Annotated in this window: 22 protein-coding genes and 4 tRNA genes; 7 read left to right on the top strand and 19 right to left on the bottom strand. The window is 57.6% G+C overall.

What is annotated here, in order from left to right; all coding sequences use genetic code 11:
- Window positions 1–21 precede the first annotated feature (21 nt).
- The gene (locus tag QZ766_RS09305; RefSeq protein WP_297200596.1) at window positions 22–225 is read right to left on the bottom strand and encodes a lipoprotein; all 204 of its coding nucleotides are present in this window, start codon (window positions 223–225) and stop codon (window positions 22–24) included.
- 110 nt (window positions 226–335) lie between these two features.
- On the opposite strand from QZ766_RS09305, the gene cyaY reads away from it, so the two are divergent.
- Entirely contained in the window at window positions 336–656 is a 321-nt protein-coding gene (gene cyaY, locus QZ766_RS09300; RefSeq protein ID WP_297200594.1) for an iron donor protein CyaY, read from the top strand.
- Here cyaY and cyaA read toward each other — a convergent pair whose 3' ends face one another.
- Window positions 657–3,203 carry a class I adenylate cyclase gene (cyaA, locus tag QZ766_RS09295; RefSeq protein WP_297200592.1) on the bottom strand — a complete coding sequence of 849 codons (2,547 nt, stop codon included), beginning with the start codon at window positions 3,201–3,203 and terminating at the stop codon, window positions 657–659. It lies immediately after the preceding gene.
- Window positions 3,204–3,543: 340 nt separating this feature from the next.
- On the opposite strand from cyaA, the gene hemC reads away from it, so the two are divergent.
- From hemC to hemY, 4 genes are read left to right on the top strand one after another with little or no spacing between them, the layout of a single operon-like run.
- Window positions 3,544–4,485 (top strand): hydroxymethylbilane synthase, encoded by a 942-nt coding sequence (hemC, locus tag QZ766_RS09290; RefSeq protein ID WP_297200588.1) that lies wholly within the window; start codon window positions 3,544–3,546, stop codon window positions 4,483–4,485.
- Entirely contained in the window at window positions 4,482–5,222 is a 741-nt protein-coding gene (gene hemD / locus QZ766_RS09285) for a uroporphyrinogen-III synthase (RefSeq protein ID WP_297200585.1), read from the top strand. The genes hemC and hemD overlap by 4 nt, the downstream gene beginning before the upstream one ends.
- A gap of 21 nt (window positions 5,223–5,243) precedes the next feature.
- Window positions 5,244–6,410, top strand: coding sequence for a uroporphyrinogen-III C-methyltransferase (hemX, locus tag QZ766_RS09280; RefSeq protein ID WP_297200582.1), 1,167 nt, complete (start codon window positions 5,244–5,246; stop codon window positions 6,408–6,410).
- Between the two features lie 3 nt (window positions 6,411–6,413).
- Window positions 6,414–7,610, top strand: a complete 1,197-nt coding sequence (hemY, locus tag QZ766_RS09275; protein WP_297200580.1) for a protoheme IX biogenesis protein HemY — start codon at window positions 6,414–6,416, stop codon at window positions 7,608–7,610.
- Between the two features lie 414 nt (window positions 7,611–8,024).
- Here hemY and QZ766_RS09270 read toward each other — a convergent pair.
- The 17 genes from QZ766_RS09270 to trxA form a co-directional block, all read right to left on the bottom strand.
- A tRNA-Pro gene (locus QZ766_RS09270) sits at window positions 8,025–8,101 on the bottom strand.
- Window positions 8,102–8,144: 43 nt separating this feature from the next.
- Window positions 8,145–8,231 (bottom strand) — tRNA-Leu (locus QZ766_RS09265).
- A gap of 21 nt (window positions 8,232–8,252) precedes the next feature.
- A tRNA-His gene (locus QZ766_RS09260) sits at window positions 8,253–8,328 on the bottom strand.
- Between the two features lie 65 nt (window positions 8,329–8,393).
- Window positions 8,394–8,470: transfer RNA gene (locus QZ766_RS09255), tRNA-Arg, on the bottom strand.
- Between the two features lie 102 nt (window positions 8,471–8,572).
- A complete protein-coding gene (locus tag QZ766_RS09250; RefSeq protein WP_297200575.1) occupies window positions 8,573–9,958 on the bottom strand; it encodes an amino acid permease in 1,386 nt (461 codons plus the stop codon).
- Between the two features lie 203 nt (window positions 9,959–10,161).
- A complete protein-coding gene (gene wecG / locus QZ766_RS09245) occupies window positions 10,162–10,902 on the bottom strand; it encodes a lipopolysaccharide N-acetylmannosaminouronosyltransferase (protein ID WP_297200573.1) in 741 nt (246 codons plus the stop codon).
- An 11-nt stretch (window positions 10,903–10,913) separates the two neighbouring features.
- The gene (gene wzyE / locus QZ766_RS09240) at window positions 10,914–12,260 is read right to left on the bottom strand and encodes an ECA oligosaccharide polymerase (protein ID WP_297200570.1); all 1,347 of its coding nucleotides are present in this window, start codon (window positions 12,258–12,260) and stop codon (window positions 10,914–10,916) included.
- A complete protein-coding gene (locus QZ766_RS09235; RefSeq protein ID WP_297200567.1) occupies window positions 12,257–13,336 on the bottom strand; it encodes a TDP-N-acetylfucosamine:lipid II N-acetylfucosaminyltransferase in 1,080 nt (359 codons plus the stop codon). The genes wzyE and QZ766_RS09235 overlap by 4 nt, the downstream gene beginning before the upstream one ends.
- A complete protein-coding gene (gene wzxE, locus QZ766_RS09230; RefSeq protein WP_297200564.1) occupies window positions 13,333–14,583 on the bottom strand; it encodes a lipid III flippase WzxE in 1,251 nt (416 codons plus the stop codon). The genes QZ766_RS09235 and wzxE overlap by 4 nt, the downstream gene beginning before the upstream one ends.
- Window position 14,584: 1 nt before the next feature.
- Window positions 14,585–15,715, bottom strand: a complete 1,131-nt coding sequence (gene rffA / locus QZ766_RS09225; protein WP_297200561.1) for a dTDP-4-amino-4,6-dideoxygalactose transaminase — start codon at window positions 15,713–15,715, stop codon at window positions 14,585–14,587.
- Between the two features lie 4 nt (window positions 15,716–15,719).
- Window positions 15,720–16,397 carry a dTDP-4-amino-4,6-dideoxy-D-galactose acyltransferase gene (gene rffC / locus QZ766_RS09220; protein ID WP_297200558.1) on the bottom strand — a complete coding sequence of 226 codons (678 nt, stop codon included), beginning with the start codon at window positions 16,395–16,397 and terminating at the stop codon, window positions 15,720–15,722.
- Between the two features lie 33 nt (window positions 16,398–16,430).
- Complete coding sequence (wecC, locus tag QZ766_RS09215) at window positions 16,431–17,693, bottom strand: UDP-N-acetyl-D-mannosamine dehydrogenase (protein WP_297200555.1); 1,263 nt, start codon at window positions 17,691–17,693, stop codon at window positions 16,431–16,433.
- Entirely contained in the window at window positions 17,690–18,820 is a 1,131-nt protein-coding gene (wecB, locus tag QZ766_RS09210; RefSeq protein WP_297200552.1) for a UDP-N-acetylglucosamine 2-epimerase (non-hydrolyzing), read from the bottom strand. The genes wecC and wecB overlap by 4 nt, the downstream gene beginning before the upstream one ends.
- A 55-nt stretch (window positions 18,821–18,875) precedes the next feature.
- Window positions 18,876–19,922, bottom strand: coding sequence for an ECA polysaccharide chain length modulation protein (gene wzzE / locus QZ766_RS09205; protein ID WP_297200549.1), 1,047 nt, complete (start codon window positions 19,920–19,922; stop codon window positions 18,876–18,878).
- A gap of 21 nt (window positions 19,923–19,943) precedes the next feature.
- Entirely contained in the window at window positions 19,944–21,038 is a 1,095-nt protein-coding gene (gene wecA / locus QZ766_RS09200; protein ID WP_297200547.1) for a UDP-N-acetylglucosamine--undecaprenyl-phosphate N-acetylglucosaminephosphotransferase, read from the bottom strand.
- Between the two features lie 225 nt (window positions 21,039–21,263).
- Window positions 21,264–22,523, bottom strand: a complete 1,260-nt coding sequence (rho, locus tag QZ766_RS09195; protein ID WP_297200544.1) for a transcription termination factor Rho — start codon at window positions 22,521–22,523, stop codon at window positions 21,264–21,266.
- A gap of 324 nt (window positions 22,524–22,847) precedes the next feature.
- Complete coding sequence (trxA, locus tag QZ766_RS09190) at window positions 22,848–23,177, bottom strand: thioredoxin TrxA (protein ID WP_297200541.1); 330 nt, start codon at window positions 23,175–23,177, stop codon at window positions 22,848–22,850.
- A gap of 334 nt (window positions 23,178–23,511) precedes the next feature.
- Between trxA and rhlB the strand changes: the two genes are divergently transcribed.
- Complete coding sequence (gene rhlB, locus QZ766_RS09185; protein WP_297200539.1) at window positions 23,512–24,780, top strand: ATP-dependent RNA helicase RhlB; 1,269 nt, start codon at window positions 23,512–23,514, stop codon at window positions 24,778–24,780.
- 7 nt (window positions 24,781–24,787) lie between these two features.
- The gene (gppA, locus tag QZ766_RS09180) at window positions 24,788–26,275 is read left to right on the top strand and encodes a guanosine-5'-triphosphate,3'-diphosphate diphosphatase (RefSeq protein WP_297200536.1); all 1,488 of its coding nucleotides are present in this window, start codon (window positions 24,788–24,790) and stop codon (window positions 26,273–26,275) included.
- The last annotated feature ends 15 nt before the right edge of the window (window positions 26,276–26,290 follow it).

Here is a 26,290-nt window from a genome sequence, read left to right as displayed (position 1 = left end):
TGCGGATTCAGAATGGGTCCGTTAATAGTTAACCTGTGAAGGACCATCGCCATCGCCTCGGTCGTTGCGGATTGGGGAATCGCTTTCAATATCATTTTTAACCGGCTTGGTTGGCGGCGGCGCATTTTTGTCCGCAGGCGGGAAATAGAGAGGGCCTTTCAGGCCGCAGCCTGCCAGCGTCAGTAGAGCGGTTAACAGTACCAGCGGTCGAAAAATGTTCTTCATTCTAAAGTGCCTGTAGTGGATGCTTTCTGCCTTCTATCATCGCAGGAGAAGACGTAAAAGCAAGCGTTTAGCGATATACTGTCGCCATCACGCAATAATGGGAAACAAAAATGAACGACAGTGAATTTCATCGCCTCGCCGACGCCCTGTGGCTCACCATTGAAGAGCGTATCGACAGCTGGGACGGGGAAGGCGATATCGACTGCGAGATTAACGGCAGCGTGCTGACCCTGAGTTTTGACAACGGCAGCAAGATCATTATTAACCGTCAGGAGCCGCTGCATCAGGTGTGGCTCGCCACCCGCCAGGGCGGCTACCATTTTGATCTCGTCGAGGGCGAGTGGGTGTGCGATCGCAGCGGCCAGGCTTTCTGGGACTTGCTGGGAGAGGCCGCCTCGCAGCAGGCCGGCGAGGCTATCGCGTTTCGCTGATCACGAGAAGTATTGCTTGAGCAGCGGTGTCGGAGAATCCTGGTTAGCCGGCGCCGCGGCAGCAATATTCTGCGTACGGAACGGGATCACCTGCTCGCGGTTATCCACCTGCACTATCTGATAGAACTGCGGCAGGTTGAAGTTTATAAAGCTTGAGCCGTAGGTAAAGCGGTCATGCGACGAGGAGTAGAAGCGGCTTACGTCGCGCACCAGCTCCTCTTTACTGCCCTCGCAGTGATGATAAACCTCGGCGCGGTTGCTCTCATCGAGGATATAGATGTTAAAGCCGTTATCATTGCTGGTATCTTCGAAGAAGAACTGAATAATCCCTTCGCTGGCAAAACCATCCACCACCGCCGGCAGCTTCACATGATTGCTCCCCACCTGTACCGACAGGCCGTGCAGCTTGTTGTGGGAAATAGCGCCGTAAAACTCAATGGCGTTTTCCAGCTTCTGCACGGACACGTTCAGGCGTTCAAAGAACAGGCCCCAGGTCTGCCCGGCGACGCGCAGCGCCTTGAAGCGTCCGGTTTCGTGGCGGGTAGTTGAAAGACGCAGCTCGATGCACTCGGAAACCAGCTGCTGAACCCGGGTGCGGATCAGGCCGCGCAGGTGCTGGCTGTAGCAGAACACCTCGACGCTGTCCGGCGGCGCGGCGTCCTGATGCATTTTGCCCAGAATGGTTTTCAACGCCTCAATCATTGCCTGCTCGCCGTTAAAGTGCAGAGTACGCACTTCATTCCACGAGTTGCGGTACAGCAGATCGACGCTGCCGATAAGGCAGCTTTGCTCTTCGCCGAAGCTGAAAACGTCCAGCTTGCGAAAATCGAAATGCACCACCTGGTTGCGGAACGCCGCGGTGGGATCGTATTCAAGGTTAACAATGATCGCCAGGTGGCGGATTTCGCACGGGCTGTACAGCGCTTTCGGCGTTGGGGCCGGAAGCCGCAGCGGGAAGTGATGCGATACGTCAGCCACCATCTCCTGCAGCTTGGCCAGATCGACAATCCCGTTGCCCTTGATAAACAGCCGGGTGCGGGACGTCAGCAGGCCGTTAAACCACGCCCAGGCCACCAGCTTGTTCAGGTAGCGGTTATATTCCAGCGGCTGGTGGCTGACGATCGACTCCATGTTCGGCGCGCGATTGTACAGATACCAGCCGGAGCGGTTAGCGCGGCCGGGCGGCACGTAGATAAAGGTCAGATTCGGCTCGGAGAGATCCGGCGATATCTGCGGGTTAACCAGCGTCACCTTGCCGGGAAGTGCTTCAAAGGCGGCATACAGCTTGCGGGTCAGCACGCCGATGTCCTGCGGACTGGCGGAAACGCTGAGGTTGTTGCGGCGGGCGAAACGAATGAGATTGCGGTAAGTCTGCATCATCGCATCGAGCAGCTCGTTGTGCGCTTCGCGCACCTGATCGATTTTCCAGTTAGCCCGATTATCGAGCATCGTCAGGCGTTCTTCACTCCAGCCCCAGGCTTTCACCAGCTGGCTCAATACCTCGCGACGCCAGCCGACGCAGGCGCGCTCGCGGCTGAGCTTCTCGCACACTTTGAGATAGAAACATCGGCGCACCAGATCCAGCCGGGTCTGGTCGTCAATGGCCTGCAGATATTCGGTGACGCGCTCCAGCATCATGCAGTACGGATCGAGACCGAACGAAACGATTTCGCCATCGTGCAGGCGCTGCTTAATATCTTTCGCCAGCAGGCGGGTATTGGGATATTCCCAGGAATAGGCTTCCAGCAGCAGGGTTTTCAGCACCGCCTTGTAGGGCGAGTCGATGCTCTTGTACAGCTGCCACAGGCTGGCGCCAAAATACTCTTCGGCAGAGAGCGAACTCAATCCGCCGAGATCCAGCCACTCGTTCGGCGTCAGCACGCCCTGGGCGTACAGCGTCATCACGTAATCGTCGTAGTGCTCTTCTTCGTCAGAGGGCACCATGTTCCACAGAATGCGCTTGCCCGCCAGCCTGACGGCGGTGCGGTAAAACTCATCCAGCAGTAAAATATGTTGCGTCGAGCCGCAGTCCTCGCCGCCCAGGCTGCCGCTGGCGTTCAGGCGAAAACGGTTTTCATCGATCAGGAAAAAGCTGACTTCCACGCCCAGCGACGCGGCCCAGCTCTCAAGCAGGCTACACTTACGCTGCAGCAGCTGGCGCTCTTCATTATCGAGCCACGCCTGGTGGCAGACCCAGATGTCCAGATCGGAAGAGCAGCTCTGCCCCACGGACGAGGTGCTGCCCATTGAATAGATGCCGGTGATTGGCAGTTCACCCACCGCCGATTCCTGCGGCGGCATACCGCGATGCAGCTCCAGCTCGTCTAAGTAGTGGCGTTGGGTTTCATCAGGCGTGTAGAGGCAGATGCCTTTGGGAACGTTACCTTCAAGGTAACCCGGCATCAGCGGGTGATGATAATGTAATAATGTCGGCAGAAGACTGTAGACCTGCTGAAAAGCGGGCCCCATGGCTGCTAGCGCACGATCCACGCGCAGTTGATTAATGGCATCCAGTCTCTGTTTTAGTGTCTCAATATAGAGGTACAAGACATATCGCCTGATGTTCGAACCCTGCGATTCCGGAGAGATGAGTTATACGCTTTCGGAGGCAAGATTTTTTGGATTTTAACGAGAACCGCTTCCGGATGTTACCGATAGCTTCGCTGACGAGGAGCAACAAACGGTTTAAAACGTGATCAATTTAACACCTTACAATTTGACCGTAAAGAAAGATGCACTACATACCAGTCTAGCACTGATTAAAGGGCCTACATTTTGTAGCACATTTTTCGCTACGGTAAATGCCGATTTCGGAAAAATGCGAAAACTAACATCCTTATAGCAACAATGTTAGGATGAAGGGTAGATGACAAATACGGTAACAAGCATGTTAGACAAAGTTTTAAGGATTGCCACGCGCCAAAGTCCCCTTGCACTCTGGCAGGCACATTACGTTAAAGAGCGCCTGGAAGCGCACCATCCCCAGCTACGCGTCGAGCTGGTGCCGATGGTTACGCGTGGCGACGTTATTCTTGATACGCCGCTGGCAAAAGTCGGCGGTAAAGGCCTGTTCGTTAAAGAGCTTGAGCTGGCGCTGCTTGAAGATCGCGCCGACATTGCCGTGCATTCCATGAAGGATGTTCCGGTTGAATTTCCCGACGGGCTCGGCCTTTCCGTTATCTGCGAGCGGGGCGATCCTCGCGATGCCTTTGTCTCAAACCGCTATGAAAATATCGCTGCGCTGCCGCACGGCAGCGTGGTGGGCACCTCCAGCCTGCGCCGCCAGTGCCAGCTCGCGGCCAGCAGGCCCGATCTGATTATCCGCTCCCTGCGCGGCAACGTCGGCACCCGGTTGAGCAAGCTGGACGCCGGTGAGTACGACGCCATTATCCTCGCGGTGGCGGGCCTACAGCGTCTGGGCCTCGAATCGCGCATCCGCCAGCCGCTCTCCGCAGAGCAGTCTCTGCCCGCGGTGGGTCAGGGTGCGGTGGGCATCGAGTGCCGTCTTGACGATGAGCGCACTCTGGCGCTGCTGGCGCCGCTCAATCATCCACAAACCGCCATTCGCGTCACCGCGGAGCGGGCGATGAATACCCGGCTGGAAGGCGGCTGCCAGGTGCCTATCGGCAGCTATGCCGAGCTGGTTGACGGCGATATCTGGCTGCGCGCGCTGGTCGGCTCGCCCGACGGTAAAACGATGGTGCGCGGCGAACGCCGCGGCCCGGCTGAAGATGCCGCCGCGCTGGGCGTCTCGCTGGCAGAAGAGCTACTGAACAGCGGCGCGCGCGAAATTCTGGCGGACGTTTATCAGGGAGAGGGTCCGGCATGAGCATCCTGGTCACTCGCCCTTCTCCGCAGGGGGAGGAATTAGTCAGCCGCCTGCGCGCGCTGGGGCGAGAGGCCTGGAGCTTTCCGTTAATTGAATTCGCACCCGGACGCGATCTGGCGCAGCTTGGCGCCGGACTGGCATCTCTTGGCAGCGGCGATATGCTGTTCGCCCTCTCTCGCCACGCGGTAGACTTCGCGCAGGGCCAGCTAATACAGCAGAAGCTGGGCTGGCCTGCGTCGCCCGGTTATTTCTCCATTGGCAGAGCCACGGCGCTGGCACTGCATACCGCCAGCGGAATGGCGGTTCGCTACCCTCTCGACAGGGAGATTAGCGAAGTGTTGCTACAATTACCTGAATTACAAAATGTTGCCGGTAAGAAAGCGCTCATCCTGCGCGGTAACGGCGGGCGGGAGCTGCTGGGAGAAACACTCCGACAGCGCGGCGCCTCGGTGGCGTTTTGTGAATGTTATCAACGCTGCGACCGTCATTACGACGGCGCTGAAGAGGCGATGCGCTGGCAGCGCCGCGGCGTGACGATGCTGGTTGTTACCAGCGGTGAAATGTTGCACCGGCTTTGGTCGCTGACGCCCGAATGGTATCGCGAAAGCTGGTTGTTAACCTGTGAGCTGCTGGTGGTAAGCGAGCGTCTTGCAATACTGGCCCGGGAGCTGGGCTGGCGGAATATCAGGGTAGCCGATGGCGCTGACAATGACGCGCTGCTGCGTGCTTTACAATAACTCTCACAACTGGAAGCCATAATGACGGAACAAAAAGAGAACTCCGCCGTGGTTGAAGAGACCAGGGAGGCCGCGGACAACGCGCCAGTGTCTCACACAGCCGAAAAGAAGAATGGCGGCAATAAAACCAGCCTGACGCTGAGCGTGGTAGCTATCGCCATTGCGCTGGCGGCGGGTGCCGGCATGTACGGTTTAATGAAGAAGCAGAACATCTCGCAAACCGCCTCCCGCGACGAGCTGGTCAGCCAGGTTGCGGCGCTGCAAAAAGCGCAGGATACGCAAAAAAGCGAGCTGGAGTCGGTGATCAAGCAGCAGTCCACGCAGCTGGATGAGGCAAAAAGCCGCGAAGATACGATGGCGAAAAAGCTGGATGAGCTGCAGCAAAAAGTCGCCACCATTTCCGGCAGCGATGCGAAAACCTGGCTGCTCGCGCAGGCAGATTTCCTGGTCAAGCTGGCCGGCCGCAAGCTGTGGAGCGATCAGGATGTCACCACTGCCGCCGCGCTGCTGAAAAGCGCCGACGCCAGCCTGGCGGATATGAACGATCCGAGCCTGATTGGCGCCCGCCGCGCGATCACCAACGATATTTCTACCCTTTCAGGCATTGCGCAGGTGGATTACGACGGCATTATCCTGAAGGTGAATCAGCTCTCCAACCAGATAGATAATCTGCGCCTGGCAGACAATAACGACGACGATATGCCGATGGACAGCGACGGCAGCGAACTCTCCAGCTCGCTGAACGAATGGCGCATCAATCTGCAAAAGAGCTGGCAGAATTTCATGGACAACTTTATTACCGTTCGCCGCCGGGATGAAACCGCCGTGCCGCTGCTGGCGCCGAATCAGGATGTCTACCTGCGTGAGAACATCCGATCCCGCCTGCTGGTTGCCGCCCAGGCCGTGCCGCGCCACCAGGAAGAGACTTACAAGCAGGCGCTGGACAACGTCTCTACGTGGGTACGCGCCTACTATGATACGGACGATGCGACTACCAAAGCTTTCCTCGACGAGCTGGATAAGCTCGGCCAGCAGAGCATTAATATGGACGTGCCGGATTCATTACAGAGCCAGCCGATTCTGGAAAAGCTGATGCAAACCCGGGTGCGTAATCTTATGGCCCAGCCAGCATCGGCTCCGCAGGCGGCGGCCGAGCCTGCTCCCGCTGCCGCAGCGCAGGGAGAATAAGTCATGTTAAAAGTTCTTTTGCTTTTTGCACTGCTGATTGCCGGCATCGTCGTCGGCCCGATGGTGGCAGGACATCAGGGCTACGTCCTGATCCAGACCGATAACTACAATATCGAAACCAGCGTAACCGGCCTGGTCATTATCCTGATCCTGACTTTCGTGGTGCTGTTTGCTATTGAGTGGCTGCTGCGCCGCATTTTCCGCACCGGGGCGCACACCCGGGGCTGGTTTACCGGCCGCAAGCGCCGCCGCGCCCGCAAGCAGACTGAACAGGCGCTGCTCAAGCTGGCAGAAGGGGATCATCAGCAGGTAGAAAAGCTGCTGTCGAAAAATGCCGATCACGCCGAGCAGCCGGTGGTTAACTATCTGCTGGCCGCCGAGGCCGCGCAGCAGCGCGGGGATGAAATACGGGCGAACCAGCACCTGGAGCGCGCCGCCGAAATGGCGGGCAACGATCTTATCCCGGTTGAAATCACCCGCGTGCGCCTGCAGCTGGCCCGCAATGAAGATCATGCCGCGCGCCACGGCGTCGACCGGCTGCTGGAGATCGCTCCGCGCCATCCGGAAGTGCTGCGTCTGGCAGAGCAGGCCTATATCCGCACCGGCGCCTGGTCGTCGCTGCTCGATATTCTGCCTTCAATGGCGAAAGCTAACGTCGCCGATGAAGAGCACCGCGCCGCGCTTGAGCAGCAGGCGTGGATTGGCTTAATGGATCAGGCGCGGGCAGAGCACGGCAGCGACGGGCTCGGCGCGTGGTGGAAGAATCAGAGCCGCAAAACGCGCCATCAGGTGGCGCTACAGGTGGCAATGGCCGATCACCTGATTGAATGTGACGACCACGAGACCGCGCAGCAGATCATTATTGACGGCCTGAAGCGCCAGTATGACGATCGCCTGCTGCTGCCTATTCCGCGGCTGAAAACCAGCAATCCGGAACAGCTTGAGAAAGTGCTGCGCCAGCAGCTGAAAAGCGTGGGGGATCGTCCTCTGCTGTGGAGCACGCTGGGCCAGTCTCTAATGAAGCACGGCGAATGGCACGAAGCGACAGTAGCCTTCCGCGCCGCGCTGAAGCAGCGCCCTGATGCGTTTGACTACGCGTGGCTGGCCGATGCGCTGGACAAGCTGCGCCAGCCTGCCGAGGCCGCAGCGATGCGCCGGGACGGTTTACTGCTCACCTTGCAAAACAATCCGCCTTCCTGAACATAAGGGCCGCAAGGCCCTTTTCTTTTACCGGTCAATCCCGCCCATAAAAAAACGCCCGCGCTGAAACCAGCGCAGGCGTTAACAGGTCTGTATGACAACAAAAGGTGCTTCACTCAACGTTGTGTCCAGGGGGTTTGATGAGGCCGAAGCGACATCTTTCAGTGGACGATAAGCACCGCAAATGGCTCTGCATCATTCCGGAGTTTATGAGGCTTTCGCGAACATAAGAGATGGAATGAGCATCTACGCCACTATTATTGCATAGCCGGAGCAACTCTGACACCGCAGAATCAGCGGCAAAAGTGATTTAGGATTAAATGAGATGTCGTCGAATGGCGACAAGGCAGTATATTTGCGTGCAGACAGCTGATTTCAGAATAGAAAAAACCCCGCCGAAGCGGGGTTCAAATTTGGTCGGCGAGAGAGGATTCGAACCTCCGACCCACTGGTCCCAAACCAGTTGCGCTACCAAGCTGCGCTACTCGCCGAAATACTGCTTTTTGAATTTTTAGTTCAATTCGTTCAGAGCTGTGGTGCGAGGGGGGGGACTTGAACCCCCACGTCCGTAAGGACACTAACACCTGAAGCTAGCGCGTCTACCAATTCCGCCACCTTCGCATATCACAAAACTCTAAATAATGGGGTGGCTAATGGGACTCGAACCCACGACAACTGGAATCACAATCCAGGGCTCTACCAACTGAGCTATAGCCACCACTGTATTCTTTTACGCGGTCCTGTCACTTCACAGGCCACCGCAGCTCCAGCACCGGAAGAAAATGGTGCGCCCGACAGGATTCGAACCTGAGACCTCTGCCTCCGGAGGGCAGCGCTCTATCCAGCTGAGCTACGGGCGCTTAGCGCCGTTGCGGGGGTGGATAATACGGACGTCACGCCCCGCTGTCTAGTGCTTTTTTAAAGAATACGCGCGTTTGGTTATGCTTTACGCATTTTGCCGCTTATTGCTGCGAATCCGCCTGCTCAGTGCCCCGGCTAAAGCCTAACAGCTTATAAAGCAGGGTGACGACGGCGAGGAAGATAATGCCGACAAACAGCGACATACGCGTATCTTCGTTAATGCCCATTCCGACCAGCACACAAACCAAAAACGCCATCGTCAGCCAGTTCGCGTACGGGAAAAGCACCGAGCGAAACGGATGGCTCATCAGCGCCTGCTTGTGCTTTTCGCGAAAGCGCAGCTGGCTAATCAGGATCACGAACCACGGCACCATGCCGGGCAGCACGCTGGCACTGTAGACATAAACAAATACCCGCTGCGGATTCGGGATAATGTAGTTCAGGCAGGAGCCAATCAGCAGAATTGCGATAGAGACCGCCACGCCCATCACCGGCACACCGTGGCGTGAGACTTTCGCCATTGCCTGCGGCAGCTGGCGGTTTTTCGCCAGCGCGTACAGCATGCGCCCGCAGCTGTACATGCCGCTGTTGCAGCCGGAGAGCGCTGCGGTCAGCACCACGAAGTTAATAATACCGGCCGCAGCGGTAATACCTATTTTCGCGAAGGTCAGCACAAACGGGCTGCCGTTTGTACCTATTTCATTCCACGGGAAAATGGTGACGATGACGAAAATGGCGCCCACGTAAAAAATCAGGATCCGCCACAGCACCTTGCCTACCGCGCTGCGCAGTGTCACCTGCGGATTTTTAGCCTCACCGGCAGTGATGCCGATAAGCTCGACGCCCTGATAGGAGGCGACAACAATACACAGCGCCGTCAGGAAGCCCTTCCAGCCGCCGGCAAAGAAACCGCCGTTCTGCGTCAGGTTATCAAAACCAATGGAGTGGCCGCCGTTGCCGAAACCGAAGAAGATAACTCCGAGGCCGATAACGATCATCACGATAATGGTGGTGACTTTGATCATCGCAAACCAGAACTCCAGCTCGCCGTACAGGCGCACCGCCGCCAGATTCGCCAGCGCCACCAGCCCGACGGCGATTAGCGCCGGTATCCACTGCGCCATCTCCGGGAACCAAAACTGCACGTACACGCCAATAGCGGTTATCTCCGAAATCCCCACCGCCATCCACATAAACCAGTAGGACCACGCCGTCAGGTAGCCGAAGAAGGGGCTCATGTAGCGATGTGCATAAACCGCAAAGGAGCCGGTCACCGGCTCCAGGAACAGCATCTCGCCCATTGATCGCATGATGAAGAAGACGAACAGGCCAGCGATAATATAGGCCAGCAGCACCGAAGGACCGGCCCATTTTAAGGTACTCGCCGATCCCATAAACAGCCCGACACCAATGGTGCCGCCCAGAGCAATAAGCTCAATGTGCCGCGCTTCCAGCCCTCGCTGCAGAGTTGGTTGTTTTTCAGACATAGATCCTCTGTATTTGCAATGTTCCGGTCAACGCCGGTTATTGTTATGTAACGAATAAATTGCCGATAGCAGTCTGTTTTAATGGCAAACAGCCTCTTAAGGATGCGAATGGTTTAACAATTCGCGATAAATGGCAAATAAACTCTCAAATATGCGATCGCGTTGCGCATTTGCTGCACAACGCAGTTGAAAAAGCTAAAAGATTAGAGGCGGCCAGTATAATGCCAGCGGAGGTAGCGCAGCAGGCGCAGCTGTCGCGTGATGCGGCTCGGCTGAGACAGCAGGCGGTACAGCCACTCCAGGCCGAGCTTCTGCCAGACGCGCGGCGCGCGCTTCACGCGCCCGGTGAACACGTCGTAGGTACCGCCAACGCCCATATACAGCGCCCGGGGATGCACGCGCCGGCAGTCGCGCATCAGCAGCTCCTGTTTCGGAGAGCCCATCGCCACGGTCACAATTTTTGCCCCGCTCTGGCGGACGCGTTCAAACAGCGCATCCCGCGTCTCGGCAGTGAAGTAACCGTCCTGGCTGCCGACGATGTTAACGTTCCACTGCTTGCGCAGCCGCGCGGTAGTTTCTGCCAGCACCTCGGCTTTGCCGCCAATCAGAAACACCGGCGTACCCTCTTTGCCTGCGCGGGCCATTATTGCTTCCCAAAGATCGGCACCCGCCACCCGCGAGACGTTCGCCTGCGGATATTTTTTGCGAATGGAGCGCACCACGCTGATGCCGTCGGCGTACTTAAACTCGGCGTCATCCATCAGCGCCCTCACCTCGGCATTATCTTCCGTAGTGAGCACTTTTTCCGCGTTGATCGCCACCAGCGTGCCCTGCTTAATATTATTGTCGGCGAAGAGGTAGTTCAGCGCGTGCTGCATATCCCGCCAGCCGATCAGCTGCAGCCCGCGAATGCTGTACAGCGGGGCAGCATTGAGTTCCGTCATCTATTTTCCCGTCAGACCAGAGGTTGCCGCGTCGCGCCCGGGCGCTGGTGAATCAGCCCCGCGCTATCCAGCAGCCAGTAAAGCAATTTGGCAATCAGCAGGCACAGCCCGAAAATCACCATAAAAAAGACTACCCGTGAAACAAAGGAATCAAGCCCCTCTCTTGCCAGCACGATCATGTTAAAGATCGCCCCAAAGCAGAAACTGTGCAGGATCGCCGCTTTATAGCGATTCGTCTCCTGCAGGCCCTGCTGATACAGCCAGTCGAACCATTTGATAATCAGCCCGACGACAATCGCGCCGAGGGGAATAAACCACATTCCGCCCATCACCACCAGCGATCCAATCAGCGTGGGGGAGATAGCCAGGCCCGAATGGTTATTCAGCACTTCCCAGGTAAAGTAGTTTGCCGTATTCAGCACCATCGTCGGGCGGTCCGGCCACAAAGAGCCCGGGATGAACACGTAAAAATCGCGCACGATAGGCGCCAGCCCCTGAAACTCAATTTTATCGTAGTTTTGCAGCAGCAGGGCCAGGTTCTCCCACGGTGAGAAAGTATCGCGCGTCAGGTAGAGGAATGTGTAAAAAGCTTCGTCACCGCTGACGTTAAGACCATAGCGCTTAAGCGCCAGCCAGAACATGCCCACAATCCCCAGCACGCCCGCCGCCGCCAGCATCCACAGCGAGATCCAGCCGCGAATAATGCCAATAAACAGAAAAATGGCGAAAGCGATGATGATGTTCGCCCGCGTACCGCCGACGATAACGTAAGTCAGCAGCCCAAAGGCCACGGTGCTGATAAGAAAGAAGATCCACGCCCTGCTGTCCTGGCGCAGAAAGTAGATCACCAGCATCGCGGGAATGAAGAAGTAGAAAAAGCGCTTCAGGGCTACGCCGGAAACCTGGCTTGAAAATATCTGGCTGTAGGAATGCAGCTTAAACAGCAGGAAGCCGTTATGCATAAAGAAAATGCCGACGCACAGCAGCGCCATCGCCGCCAGCAGAAACCACATCAGATGCGTTTCCACGCGGTTCATCGTAAATAGCGGCCGCCGCTCGCCCTGCGCGGACGCGCTGCGCAGGCGGGTTTTGTAGGTCACGTAGTAGACGGCGTAAAAACAGGCGGCAAACAGCTGAGCCTGCAGCAGCACCTCCGGTGGGGCGATACCTACGTCAAAGCGGAACACCAGCGTCATCGACAAAGGAAAGCCGAAGAAGAAGGTCAGTAAAAAGAGAAGCGAAAAGAAGACGTTAAAATTGAAGCGCACCCGGCGAAACTCGCGGTATGTCAGGGTCGCGATAAACAGAGAGGCAAACAGCCAGACCGTAAACAGGCCGGTAAACTGCATCAGACTCATGACTCTTCACCTGCGGCAATGCGCAACGCCCGATGCCAGGGCTGCATATAGTTGGGACGGAAAAAGGCAATTTGGGTTTTGTCCACGCTCGCCAGCTGGCGGCGCGCCTCGCGGACCGTTGCCTCGTCCAGCGGATCGCCGCTGAACAGTACCGGGATGTTCTGTTCGGCCATGTCCTGCCAGAAGGGATTCTCGCGATTCAGCACGCAGGGAATGCCCGCCTGAATAAGCAGGCACAGAGTACCGATACCCTGCTGGCGCGGAAACAGGAAATAACCTAAATCGCAGCGTCGCAGGAGCGTCAGATAATCATCAAACGCCAGCCTGTCGCGCAGCACCTGCAGACGTTCACCGCTGAACAGCGATGCGCCGGCGGCGCGCACTTCCTCGATATAGGCGTCATTGTTGTCCGGATAGCCCATCGGCACCACCACGTTAACGGTATCGCCAAACTGCTGGTGGATCGCGCGCAGGGCCGCAACATGCTCATTGCTGCGATCCCCGGAGTTGCCCACCAGAATCGTCAGCGGCCCGGCCTCGCGCGGTGCGGGCGCGAGGTTATTCAAGGCCGGATCCATGCGGGTTGGGAAATAGAGTAGCGCCGTGCGCACGTTGGGATGACGGGCAGAAAAATAGTGAAGATCGCCGCGGGTCGCGAATACGCAGCCCGCGCGCCCCTGCGCCATCCGGCGCAGCGGATAAAAAAGGCGAAACTTGAGGCCCCGGGAGACTTCATACAGATCCGCGCCCCAGATATGCCAGCGAAACTGCGCGGGCCGGATGCCGCCCGACAGCAGCGCCAGCCACAGGCTGGTATTGAACTGGCCATGGAAAAAGAAGCGCTGCTGGCGATCCGCTTTCGCCAGTGCAACTACCGCCTGCGCCAGCGCCTTCTTGCTGGCAAAGCAGCGCAGCCGCAGGGCCGAATTACCTTCTGCCAGCGCCCGCTCGTCGCCCACCACCATAAACTCGCGGGCGTGCTCGCTGCCCGCCGCCAGCTCGTCGTTAAAAAACCGCAGGACGGTCAGGTTGTGGTGTGGGATATCCGATCCCAGTACGTGTATCAGTGCTGTCATGCCCGTTTACGCCAGATAAGGAATACGCCGCTGCACAGCGCAAAATAGACGATATAGGTCGCCATGTAAGCCTGCGCGGCACCTGCCGCACCGTGAACCGGGATCAGCCAGTGCGAGAACGCGGTCAGTAGCGCAAACTGGCTAATTTCAGCCAGGATGTACAGTCGCAGCGAAGCCCTGGCGATCACCAGATAACCGTAGACGTAGGCGCCCACCTTCAGGACATCGCCAACCAGCTGCCAGGCAAACAGATCGCGCATGGCGGTAAACTGAGACGAAAAAAGCAGCCAGATAGCTACATCGCGCAGCAGCCAGACCGTCAGGCTGGCGGCGGCAACCGCAGGCAGGACAAATTTTAGCGCCTTGCCAATCTCGCGCGTAATCTCTTTTTTTTCACTGAGCCGCGACAGCGTGGGCAGCAGGTAGACGCTGAATGATGCGGTAATGAACTGAAGATAGGCATCGGAGATGCTGCTGACGCCCTGCCAGATCCCCACCTCGTCCCAGCTGTAGCGGGACGCCAGCAGATTTCGCATCATGACGTAGGCCACCGGCAGCGTAACAGAAGTGATAAGCGCCATCAGCGTAAACTTGCCGAGCTGGCCTGCCAGCAGATTATCCCAGCGCGGCCGCAGCCAGGCAAAAGGTATCGCCCCCCGGCGGGCCAGCATCACGGCCGCCGGAACCACCACCAGCGCCGGCACCAGCGCCAGCCCCAGCAGCGCGCCCTGGTAGCCGCCGATCCTCCAGCAGAGCAAATAGGCCGCTACGCCGATAGCGCTGCCGATCATCAGCGCCAGCGCATTGCCGGCGGCATCGCGAAAGCCTTTTAGCAGCGCCAGTAGCAGGTTTGCCCACGCAATGCCCAGCTGCACCAGCGCCACCAGGCGTACCAGGCCCTGATAGCGATCGTGGCCAAACAGCGCCTGGCTGACCGGAGCAGCCGCTAATACGAACGCAATCGCCAGCAGCGTTGAGAAGCCGAGCACCATGGCCGACGAGGTGCCGACCACGCTGCGCAGCTGCTGCGGATCGTCGCGGTACTGGGCCACGTATTTCGTCACGCCGTTAAAAATGCCCGCGCCCGCCAGCACGCCGAGCACCGTCACCAGCTGGCGAAAGTTGCCCGCCTGGCCGATACCGGAAGGTCCGTACGAGACCGCCAGCAGCTTAACCACCAGCAGCCCGGCGCCGATTTTGACCAGCGTGCTGGCCGCCGTCCAGATGGACGCTTTTGCCAGCGACATATCAGGCGAAATAGCTCAGCAGAGAGTTGATCACCGTCCGCTGATTTACCGGGGAGAGGTTGTAGAACAGCGGCAGGCGCAGGAGGCGCTCGCTCTCGCGCGTGGTGACGCGGTCCTCACCGCGAAACTCGCCAAATGCCTCACCCGCAGGAGAAGAGTGCAGAGGGATGTAGTGGAACACGGCCAGGATCTCGGCCTCTTTCAGCCAGGCGATCAGGCGGCTGCGATCGGCTTCGTCGCGCAGCTTGATATAAAACATGTGGGCGTTGTGGACGCACTCCGCTGGAATGGTAGGCAGCGCGATGCGTCCGGCATCGGCCAGCGGCTTCAGGGCGTCATAGTAGGTCTGCCACAGGCTCAGGCGCTGCTGGTTAATGCGGTCTGCCGCCTCCAGCTGCGCCCACAGGTATGCGGCCTGCAGATCCGCCATCAGGTAGCTGGAGCCGATATCGCGCCAGGTGTATTTGTCCACCTGGCCGCGGAAAAACTGGCTGCGGTTAGTGCCCTTCTCACGGATAATCTCCGCCCGCTCCACCAGCGCGCGATCGTTGATAAGCGTAGCGCCACCTTCTCCGCCCGCGGTGTAGTTTTTGGTTTCGTGAAAGCTGAAGCAGCCGATATGGCCGATGGTGCCGAGCGCTTTTCCTTTATAGGTGGACATCACGCCCTGCGCAGCATCCTCGACCACAAACAGATTATGGCGGTCGGCGATGGCTATGATCGCGTCCATTTCGCAGGCGACCCCCGCGTAGTGGACCGGCACGATAGCGCGGGTTTTATCCGTGATCGCCGCTTCGATCAGCGTTTCGTCGATATTCAGCGTATCGGGCCGCACGTCGACAAAGATAATTTTCGCCCCGCGCAGAACGAAGGCGTTAGCGGTAGAGACGAAGGTGTAGCTCGGCATGATGACTTCATCACCCGGCTGAATGTCCAGTAGCAGCGCCGCCATCTCCAGCGAGGCGGTGCAGGAGGGCGTCAGCAGCACCTTCGCGCTGCCAAAGCGCTGCTCCATCCACTGCTGGCAGCGACGGGTAAAGCCGCCATCGCCGCAGAGTTTGCCGCTGTTCATGGCGGCCTGCATATAGTCCAGCTCGCTGCCGACAACCGGCGGGGCGTTAAAAGGGATCATCGTTTCACCTGTATAGCCAGTAAGCGGTGCCCGCAATGGCCGCGCCGCTTTTTATGTAAAGGTTCTGTGCGGCGGTGTTGCCGGCCTGAGTTGCAACGCGCAGCGCGGTCAACCCGCGCTGCTGCGCCCAGTGGACAGCCGCCTGCATAAGCATTTCGCCCGCGCCCCAGCCGGCCAGCAGGCCGATGCGCGCTTCGGACGCGTTAAGCTGGCGCAGGGAAACAAAGGCGCGAACGTCACCGCCGGCACCGCGAAAAACCAGGCACTGGTGATCGAAGGTGCCGCGCACGGCGTTTTCAATCCACTGCGCGTAAAAGCGGCCGCTGTCCTGCGGATCGTACCAGGGTGCGCGAAAGCGGCTTTGAGAAAATATTCCTGCGGCCAGCGATCTCAGTGCGGGAATATCGTCTTGCGTAGCAACAGCGGCCTGCGGATCGACCGCGGCACTGCCAATAGCAAGGCAAAAATCCACTTCCCCTTCCACCAGCCGGAATCCGAGCTGCTGCAGCGCGTCCAGCTGCGCGCTATCCCGGGCGGCAATTTTGGCCTGTACCCGCGCCCAGGGCGCCAGCGATTCCGCCATTACGTCCGGCGCGGCGTCGTCAGGGCGCAGGATAGCGCTGTTAATGCCGAAGAAAGCGCTCTCCCAGCTCAGCGGCTCAATGCGGGCGCGCAGGGTCACGGCGATGCTCCGGGCGAATATTCAGGAAGCGGCTCACCGCCACACGCCTTTGGTATCAACAATATAGCGTTGAGAAACGGCATCGCCGCTGACTGTTTTAAACGCTTTATGATCCACCAGCATCACCAGCACGTCGGCACTTTGCAGCGCGGACTCAAGGCTTGCGAGGGTGCATTTCCCTTCCAGTTTTTTCGGCAGATGATGGACGTTGGGTTCAACCACCAGCGTTTCGCCCCGGTGCCAGTCGGCGATCAGCTGCGCAATCTCCATTGCCGGACTCTCGCGCAGATCGTCAATATCGGGCTTAAAAGCCAGGCCGAAGCAGGCGATGCGGACATCGTCAGCGCGCCTGCCGCTTTCGGCCAGACAGTCCGCAACGGTGGCTTTAACCTGATTCATCACCCAGTGCGGCTTGTGGTCGTTAACCTCGCGGGCGGTGCGGATCAGGCGCGCCTGCTCGGGGTTCTGGGCTACGATAAACCACGGGTCGACCGCAATGCAGTGCCCGCCGACGCCGGGGCCCGGCTTGAGGATATTGACCCGGGGGTGGCGGTTCGCCAGGCGAATCAGCTCCCAGACGTCAATGCCCTGATCGGCGCAGATCAGCGACAGTTCATTGGCAAAGGCGATGTTCACATCGCGAAAGCTGTTTTCGGTGAGTTTGCACATTTCGGCGGTGCGGGCGTTGGTTTCGATGCACTCGCCCTTGAGGAAAATTTTATACAGCTCGCTGGCGCGGGCGGAACATACCGGCGTCATGCCGCCAATCACCCGATCGTTATTAATCAGTTCCACCATCACCTGCCCCGGCAGCACGCGCTCCGGGCAGTAGGCAATATTCACCTGCGCCTGCTCCCCCGCCTGCTGGGGGAACGTGAGGTCCGGGCGCATATCCGCAAGCCACTCGGCCATCTGCTCGGTGGTGCCCACCGGTGAGGTGGACTCCAGGATCACCAGCGCGCCCGGCGTCAGTACGGGCGCAATGGATCTGGCCGCGGCCTCAACATAAGCCATGTCAGGTTCGTGCTGTTCTTTAAACGGCGTCGGGACGGCAATCAGGTAGGCATCAGCCTCAACCGGCACCGTGCAGGCCTGCAGATAGCCGTCAGAGACCGCCGCTTTCACTACCTTATCCAGATCCGGTTCAACGATATGAATCTCCCCGCGGTTAATGGTATCCACGGTGTTTTGATTGATATCGACGCCGATAACCCGCTTTCGATGTGAAGCAAAAGCGGCCACCGTCGGCAGTCCGATGTAGCCAAGGCCGATCACTGAAATGGTAGAGAAGCTCATCGTTGTCCCTGATTGTGCTTAAGTGCGGCGAGGATGCGGCTGCAGGCCTTACCGTCGCCGTATGGATTGTGCGCGCGGCTCATTGCGTGATACGCCTCTTCGTCGGTGAGGAGGCGCGTCACTTCATCAATGATGCGCTGGCGATCGGTGCCTACCAGCTTCACGGTGCCGGCATCTACCGCTTCCGGCCGCTCGGTGGTATCGCGCATCACCAGCACCGGCTTCCCGAGAGAAGGGGCTTCTTCCTGGATGCCGCCGGAGTCGGTCAAAATGATCCACGCGTGGTTCATCAGCCAGACAAAGGGCAGATACTCCTGAGGCTCGATGAGAATCACGTTATCAATGTGGTCGAGAGTGCGCGTCACCGGCTCCCTGACGTGGGGATTCATGTGCACCGGATAAACAATCTGCACCTCGGGATGGGCGGCAGCAATATCGGCCAGCGCGTGACAAATGTGCTCAAAGCCTTCACCAAAGCTTTCGCGGCGGTGGCCGGTGACCAGGATCATTTTTTTATCGCCGGTGAAAAACGGGTAGCGCGCGGCCATTTCCGCCTGCTGCGCGTCGTCACTCAGCACCCGATCGCGTACCCACAGCAGTGCGTCGATCACGGTATTGCCGGTGACGGTGATGTCGCCGTCGCGCAGGTTTTCCGTCAGCAGGTTACGCCGCGAGTTTTCCGTAGGCGCAAAGTGGTATTTTGCCAGGTGTCCCGTCAGGGTGCGGTTAGCCTCTTCCGGCCAGGGGGAAAGCATATCGCCCGTCCTCAGCCCCGCTTCGACGTGCCCGACCGGAATACGCTGGTAAAAGGCCGCCAGGCTCGCCGCCAGCGTCGTGGTGGTATCGCCATGTACCAGCACTACGTCGGGTTTAAACGATTCCAGAACCGGCTTCAAACCTTCAAGTATCCGGCAGGTGATTTCAGTAAGCCCCTGACCTGCTTTCATAATATTGAGGTCGTAATCTGGCGTAATAGAAAACAGCTGGAGAACCTGATCGAGCATTTCGCGATGCTGCGCGGTAACACAGACTTTCGCCTCAAAATAGGGGTCTTCTGCCAGCGCGTGAACCAGCGGCGCCATTTTGATGGCTTCGGGCCGGGTGCCAAATACAGTCAATACTTTCACATCTTTTCTCTTAAATTGTGGGCGAGGGCCGTATTGTCCTCATCCCGGAAGCCATTTACGCTGCGCGACGGCGTACCAGCGCAACACCCGCGCCGATCAGGGCGCCAACAATTCCCCACATCACCATCAGAAAGAGCCGGCGGGGGCTGTCGCGTTTTACCGGTTCTTCCGGAGTTCGCAAATATCGGTAGGTCTGAAAACGCGGATCGAGGGTCGGCCCCACGTTCAGGGTAGTCAGCATCGCGCGATTCTGGTCGTAGTCGAGATTAAAATCCGGGCCAACGGCCTGCAGATTTTCCAGCCGGGCCTGCAGCATCGGGCGCCCCAGCAGGAAAAGTTCGGAGTCCGGCAGCTCTTCGGCAGGTACGTCGGTAGCGCTGCGCGAAATGTTGTTCTGCTGTGCGACCTTTAGTCCCTGCTCAATATTGTGGATCCGTCGTTCATAGATAGTGCGGGCAACCTCTTCCTGACGCTTAACTTGCGCCTTGGTCTGGATAGTGCGCGCCGCCCAGGCACCTTTCAGTTCATCGTTCAGATGGCGCGCCGCGCGCTCGCTGGCAAATGCCACATACTGGCGCAGCAGGTTGTTCGCATCCGGGGCGGTCTCGGCCACCAGCTTGACGCTGTCATTGAGATTTTTAAGGGCGTCACCTGGGGTAAACTGGATATCGCTAATCAGCTCATCCAGCAGCGCCGCATCGTTGCGCGCGTTGCCCGACTGGCGCTGCTTGTAATAATCCGTCTGGGCCCAAAACTCGCGGCGGGTATCCCAGGAAGCGAGCTGCATAATGAACTCTTTGTACGACTCATCCATTACCGAAGGCTGATCCGCCGCGGTAGGATTAGCACGAATATCAAGGTTGCGCAGGAACTGCTGCTGGGAGTAGAACCCGCCCAGCATGTTTACCGTCGGACGATCGGTAATGGCCGTTGCGCTCCACTCCTGGCGGGCAAAAAAAGTGTAGACGAGCGCCGCCAGCGCGAACAGAAAGGCGATGCCCAGGATCCAGCGCTTTCCGGACCACAGCGTACAGAACAGGCCGCGGATATCGAGTTCGCTCTCAGCGTTTACGGCGGGTGTTCCCGGCAATTGTTGCATCATCTTTCGTCCGTATTGATTAAGTTATGTCGGTGACTTGTCGCTATTGCGGCGCATCCGTCTTTTAATGCGTTTGATAAAGCGGGCAACCTTCCAGGCACGCTTGATGCAATAACCATAGAGGAAGAAGGCCATACCGAACAGAATCAACATTCCCCACTCGGGAAGAATGTGCGTGTACTCGCCCAGCACGCCAATACCGGCCAGCAGGGCTGCGGCAACCGTAATCAGCACAAAGGCCTGACGGGAAGTAAACCCGGCGCGCATGATAAGGTGATGAATGTGCTGTCTGTCCGGTGAGAACGGGCTCATCCCTTTGCGCAGTCGGCGGTACATAATCGCCACCATATCCATCAGCGGAATAGCGATAAGCCACAGTGCGGTAACGGGACTGATAGGGTGCGTTTTACCCTGAGTGGTTTCCATCAGGATCCAGATAACGGTAAAACCGATCAGCGTACTGCCCGCGTCGCCCATAAAGACTTTGTAGCGGCGCCCTAGCACGCCCAGATTCAGCATGATGTAGGGGAGAATTGCGGCAATCATGGCAAAACACCACATTGCAAGGCTGGTCTGGCCGTCAAACAGCAGGATGATACCGATAGCGGCAAAGGAGACGCAGGAGAGCCCGCCGAGCAGGCCGTCGATGCCGTCCACCATGTTGAAGGCATTGATGGCGGCCCACACCGCGAAAAGCGTCAGGAAATAGCCAAAAGGCCCCAGAACCAGCTCCCAGGATCCAAAGATATATCCCAGACTGCGAAGATAAAGTCCTCCGAGGACCATCATGACAACGCCGATTAGCGCCTGAACGGTAGCGCGAAATTTCACACTGATGTCGAATCGGTCATCCAGTGCACCGACCAGCACCAGAACGCCTGCGCAGGAAAGATAGAGCGCGGCATGCGGAATATAGTATCGGGCGATTAAGAAGGTGAAACAAAGACCTGCAAAGACTGATATGCCACCAACAAGTGGAATGAGGCCCTGATGGCGCTTGCGGTAGTTCGGTTTATCTACCAGCCCAATTCGTTTTGCTACTTTTCGCGCAAAGAAAAGGAACAGGGTTGTGAATAAAAAAATACTGATCAGATCAGTACTTGCGGTCAGTAAATTCACAGTAGGTGCTCTCTGAAAAATTGTTAGCGAAAGTATACTCACGATAGTCAGCATTCAGAAGAGGTAGAAAACTGAGATTTCGGTAAGTCGCCTGTAATTGCTCAAAATATTGTTGTATTAGCGAGCTACAATAACGGACGCAATAGCTTTATGCAGACCACATCGCCCTGGCACATCCCAAAACAAAAACGCCACGCAGCGCGTGGCGTTCAGACAGATTAACGCTTACGAACGCTTCATCATATCGAAGAAGTCATCATTCGTTTTCGTCATCGCTAACTTGTTGATGAGGAACTCCATCGCGTCAATTTCACCCATTGGATGGATGATTTTACGCAGGATCCACATCTTCTGCAGCTCTTCCTGAGTGGTAAGCAGCTCTTCTTTACGCGTACCGGAACGGTTGTAGTCGATGGCCGGGAAGACGCGTTTTTCAGCGATTTTACGTGCGAGATGGAGCTCCATGTTACCGGTGCCTTTAAACTCTTCGTAAATCACTTCGTCCATTTTGGAGCCGGTATCCACAAGCGCCGTGGCGATGATAGTCAGGCTGCCGCCCTCTTCAACGTTACGGGCCGCGCCGAAGAAGCGCTTCGGACGATGCAGGGCGTTAGCATCCACGCCGCCGGTCAGTACTTTACCGGAAGCAGGAACCACGGTGTTGTAGGCGCGCGCCAGACGGGTAATGGAGTCGAGCAGAATGATAACGTCTTTCTTGTGCTCGACCAGGCGTTTAGCCTTTTCGATAACCATTTCGGCGACCTGCACGTGGCGGGATGCCGGCTCGTCAAAGGTAGAAGCAACCACTTCACCTTTAACCAGACGCTGCATCTCGGTCACTTCTTCAGGACGTTCGTCAATCAGCAGCACCATCAGTACGCAGTCCGGATGGTTATAAGCAATGCTCTGGGCGATGTTCTGCAGCAGCATCGTTTTACCGGCTTTCGGCGGTGCCACGATCAGACCACGCTGGCCGCGACCAATCGGCGAGGCCAGATCCAGTACGCGAGCGGTTAAGTCTTCCGTTGAGCCGTTACCGCGCTCCATGCGCAAACGTGAATTTGCGTGCAGCGGCGTTAAGTTCTCAAACAGGATCTTGTTACGCGCATTTTCAGGCTTGTCGTAGTTAACTTCGTTAACTTTCAACAGTGCAAAGTAACGCTCACCCTCTTTAGGAGGACGAATCTTACCTGAAATGGTGTCACCGGTGCGGAGGTTGAAACGGCGGATTTGGCTGGGAGATACGTAGATGTCGTCGGGGCCTGCGAGGTAGGAGCTGTCTGCGGAGCGGAGGAATCCAAATCCATCCTGCAGAATCTCCAACACGCCGTCGCCAAAGATATCTTCGCCACTCTTTGCATGCTGCTTCAGGATGGCAAAAATGATGTCCTGCTTGCGCATACGGGCGAGGTTCTCTAGCCCCATATTTTCGCCGAGAGTAATCAGCTCAGAAACCGGCGTATTCTTTAATTCGGTAAGATTCATAATGGTGTGAGGGGTAAATCTCGAACGTAATTGTGAATGGTATGGCAGGAACATCCATGCCTGTTTGCGGCTTATCACTTGTGTCTGTACGTGGTCTGGTCAAGATAAGAGCGCAGAACCGGGACGTTGAGACGGAAAAGTAGAAAGCCTGGAATCTTTCGGCTTCACGCGTAGGTATAGAAAGTACGGGAAGCGCTGGCTAAATCAGAGTCAAACTACATAAGGTATGTTTAAAACGAAGTCAACTTAACTTAGCACGACTTCAAGCAAGCGTCCAGCGGTCCATTCACTTTAGGAACGCCGGACGCCGCTCGCGGGCGCGAATCAGGCGAGATTAGCGTCCAGGAACTCTTTCAGCTGGCCTTTGGACAGCGCGCCGACCTTGGTAGCAACCACTTCGCCGTTTTTGAACAGCAGCAGAGTCGGGATGCCGCGGATGCCGTATTTCGGCGCCGTGCCCGGGTTCTGGTCAATGTTCAGTTTAGCAATGGTCAGCTTACCGTCGTACTCAGTAGCGACTTCATCCAGAATCGGGGCGATCATTTTGCACGGACCACACCACTCTGCCCAGAAATCGACGAGGGTAAGCCCGTCAGCCTTGAGTACGTCCGTGTCAAAACTATCGTCAGTCAGGTGAATAATTTTATCGCTCATATATAACTCCGCAGGAATAAGCCTGATGCGTTGGTGTAGCATTAACCAGCAAACAAAGCCATATTAATGTATACAGTTAATCGTTCAGATTGCGCTCGTATGGCGCGAACCGGCTTATCCATGTGCCAGAACAGCGCTTCGCAAGATTCAAATCTGTGATTCACGGATTATCGCTCCCAGTCACCATACCGGAGTAGGCGCCTGTGGGACTTGCTTCGTCAACCGATGGATGCAACCTGAGTGATTTGCGTATCGCGTTAGCCAACTTTAGGTTGACGTTATTTCACCGGATACGCTTTCTTAATGCAATAGTAAGCTGATATTCTACCACACTATGAGCAAAACACATTTAACTGAACAGAAGTTTTCCGACTTCGCCCTGCACCCAAAAGTCATAGAAGCCCTTGAAACTAAAGGGTTTCAGCACTGCACGCCCATTCAGGCATTAGCGCTTCCGCTAACGCTTGCGGGCCGCGATGTGGCGGGACAGGCGCAAACCGGTACCGGCAAAACGATGGCATTCCTGACGTCAGCGTTTCATTATCTTCTCTCTCATCCGGCGGCTGAAGGCCGTCAGGTAAATCAGCCCCGGGCGCTGATTATGGCCCCGACCCGCGAGCTGGCCGTTCAGATCCACGCTGATGCAGAGCCGCTGGCGAAAACTACTGGCCTCAAGCTGGGTCTCGCCTACGGTGGCGACGGCTACGACAAACAGCTTAAAGTGCTGGAAAGCGGCGTCGATATTCTTATCGGCACTACCGGTCGCCTTATTGACTACGCCAAACAGAATTACATTAACCTCGGCGCGATCCAGGTTGTCGTGCTGGACGAAGCCGATCGCATGTACGATCTGGGCTTCATTAAAGATATTCGCTGGCTGTTCCGCCGCATGCCGCCGGTTACCCAGCGCCTGAATATGCTGTTCTCCGCAACGCTCTCCTACCGCGTGCGCGAGCTGGCGTTCGAGCAGATGAACAACGCCGAATACGTTGAAGTGGAGCCGGATCAGAAAACCGGGCACCGCATTAAAGAAGAGCTGTTCTATCCTTCCAACGAAGAGAAAATGCGCCTGCTGCAGACGCTGCTGGAAGAAGAGTGGCCGGATCGCGCGATTATCTTCGCTAACACTAAGCACCGCTGTGAAGACATCTGGGGCCACCTGGCCGCCGACGGGCACCGCGTTGGTCTGCTGACCGGCGACGTTCCGCAGAAAAAGCGCCTGCGTATTCTTGAAGATTTCACCCGCGGCGATCTGGATATTCTGGTCGCAACCGACGTTGCCGCCCGTGGGCTGCACATTCCGGCCGTTACGCACGTCTTTAACTACGATCTGCCTGACGACTGCGAGGACTACGTTCACCGCATCGGGCGTACCGGCCGCGCTGGCGCCAGTGGTCACTCCATCAGCCTGGCCTGCGAAGAGTACGCGCTGAATGTACCGGCCATTGAAGCCTACATCGGCCACTCAATTCCGGTCAGCAAGTACAATCCGGATGCGCTGATGAAAGATCTGCCAAGAGCGCTGCGCCTGGCGCGCACTCGCCCGGCCAACGGTCCGCGACGCTCCGGCGGCGCACCGCGCAATCGTCGTCGCACAGGTTAATTACGCTATGCTCAGCCCCGCCTCTTCGCTGTATGCCGCTATCGATCTTGGTTCCAATAGTTTTCATATGCTGGTAGTGCGCGAAGTCGCGGGAAGTATTCAAACGCTGGCCCGCATCAAGCGTAAAGTCAGGCTCGCCGCCGGTCTTAATGCAGACAACACGCTATCTGAAGAGGCTATGGAACGCGGCTGGCAGTGCCTGCGCCTGTTCGCCGAGCGTCTGCAGGACATTCCCCATGTCCAGACGCGCGCCACCGCCACCGCCACCCTGCGGATAGCCACCAACGCCGGTGAGTTTATCTCCCGCGCCGAAGAGATCCTCGGCTGTCCGGTGCAGGTCATCAGCGGCGAAGAGGAAGCGCGCCTGATTTATCAGGGCGTGGCGCATACCACCGGTGGAGACGATCGCCGTCTTGTTGTTGATATCGGCGGCGCCAGCACCGAACTGGTAACCGGCACCGGCGCGCAGACCACATCGCTTAACAGCCTCTCGATGGGCTGCGTCACCTGGCTTGAACGCTACTTTTCCGATCGCAATCTCGATCAGGCCCATTTCGATGCCGCCGAGCAGGCCGCGCGCGACGTGCTGCGTCCTGTGGCAGATACGCTGCGGCATCACGGCTGGCGAGTCTGCGTCGGTGCCTCCGGCACCGTGCAGGCGCTGCAGGAAATCATGATGGCGCAGGGCATGGATGAGCGCATCACCCTCGACAAACTGCTGCAGCTCAAGCAACGTGCTATTCAGTGCGGCCGCCTTGAAGAGCTGGAAATTGAAGGTCTGACTCTGGAGCGGGCGCTGGTTTTCCCCAGCGGGTTGGCCATTCTGCTGGCTATTTTCAGCGAGCTAAAAATTGACTATATGACCCTTGCCGGCGGCGCGCTGCGCGAGGGACTGATTTACGGCATGCTGCATCTCACGGTAGATGAAGACATCCGCAGCCGCACGCTGCGTAATATCCAGCGCCGGTTTATGGTTGATACCGAGCAGGCACAGCGCGTCACGCAGCTGGCCTCCTGGTTTGTCGATAGTCTGGCCCATAGCTGGGTGCTGGATCCGCTGAGCCGAGAGCTGCTGCTCGCCGCCTGCCAGCTGCACGAAATTGGCCTGGGCGTCGATTTTAAGTATGCACCGCAGCACGCGGCCTACCTGGTAAAAAATCTGGCGATGCCGGGATTCACGCCGGCGCAGAAAAAGCTGCTGGCGGCGCTGGTAATGAATCAGACCAACCCGCTGGATTTATCCACTCTGCATCAACAAAATGCCGTCCCGCCGCAGACCGCAGACCGGCTCTGCCGCCTGCTGCGGCTGGCAATCCTGTTTGCCACCCGGCGCCGGGACGATATTGTGCCCAATATCACGCTCGCCGCCGAAGGCGAGACGCTCACACTGACGCTGCCCGCAGGCTGGCTACCCGCCCATCCACTCGGTGCGGAGCTGATGCAGCAGGAAAGCCAGTGGCAAAGTTACGCCCACTGGCCGCTGATAATTCAGTAAGCCCTTTTTGCCCGG

The sequence above is a fragment of the uncultured Pluralibacter sp. genome (assembly GCF_913775985.1).
Taxonomy (GTDB): Bacteria; Pseudomonadota; Gammaproteobacteria; order Enterobacterales; family Enterobacteriaceae; genus Pluralibacter.
Note: the sequence above shows the minus strand (reverse complement) of the source record. Positions and strands in the feature narration are given on the sequence as shown.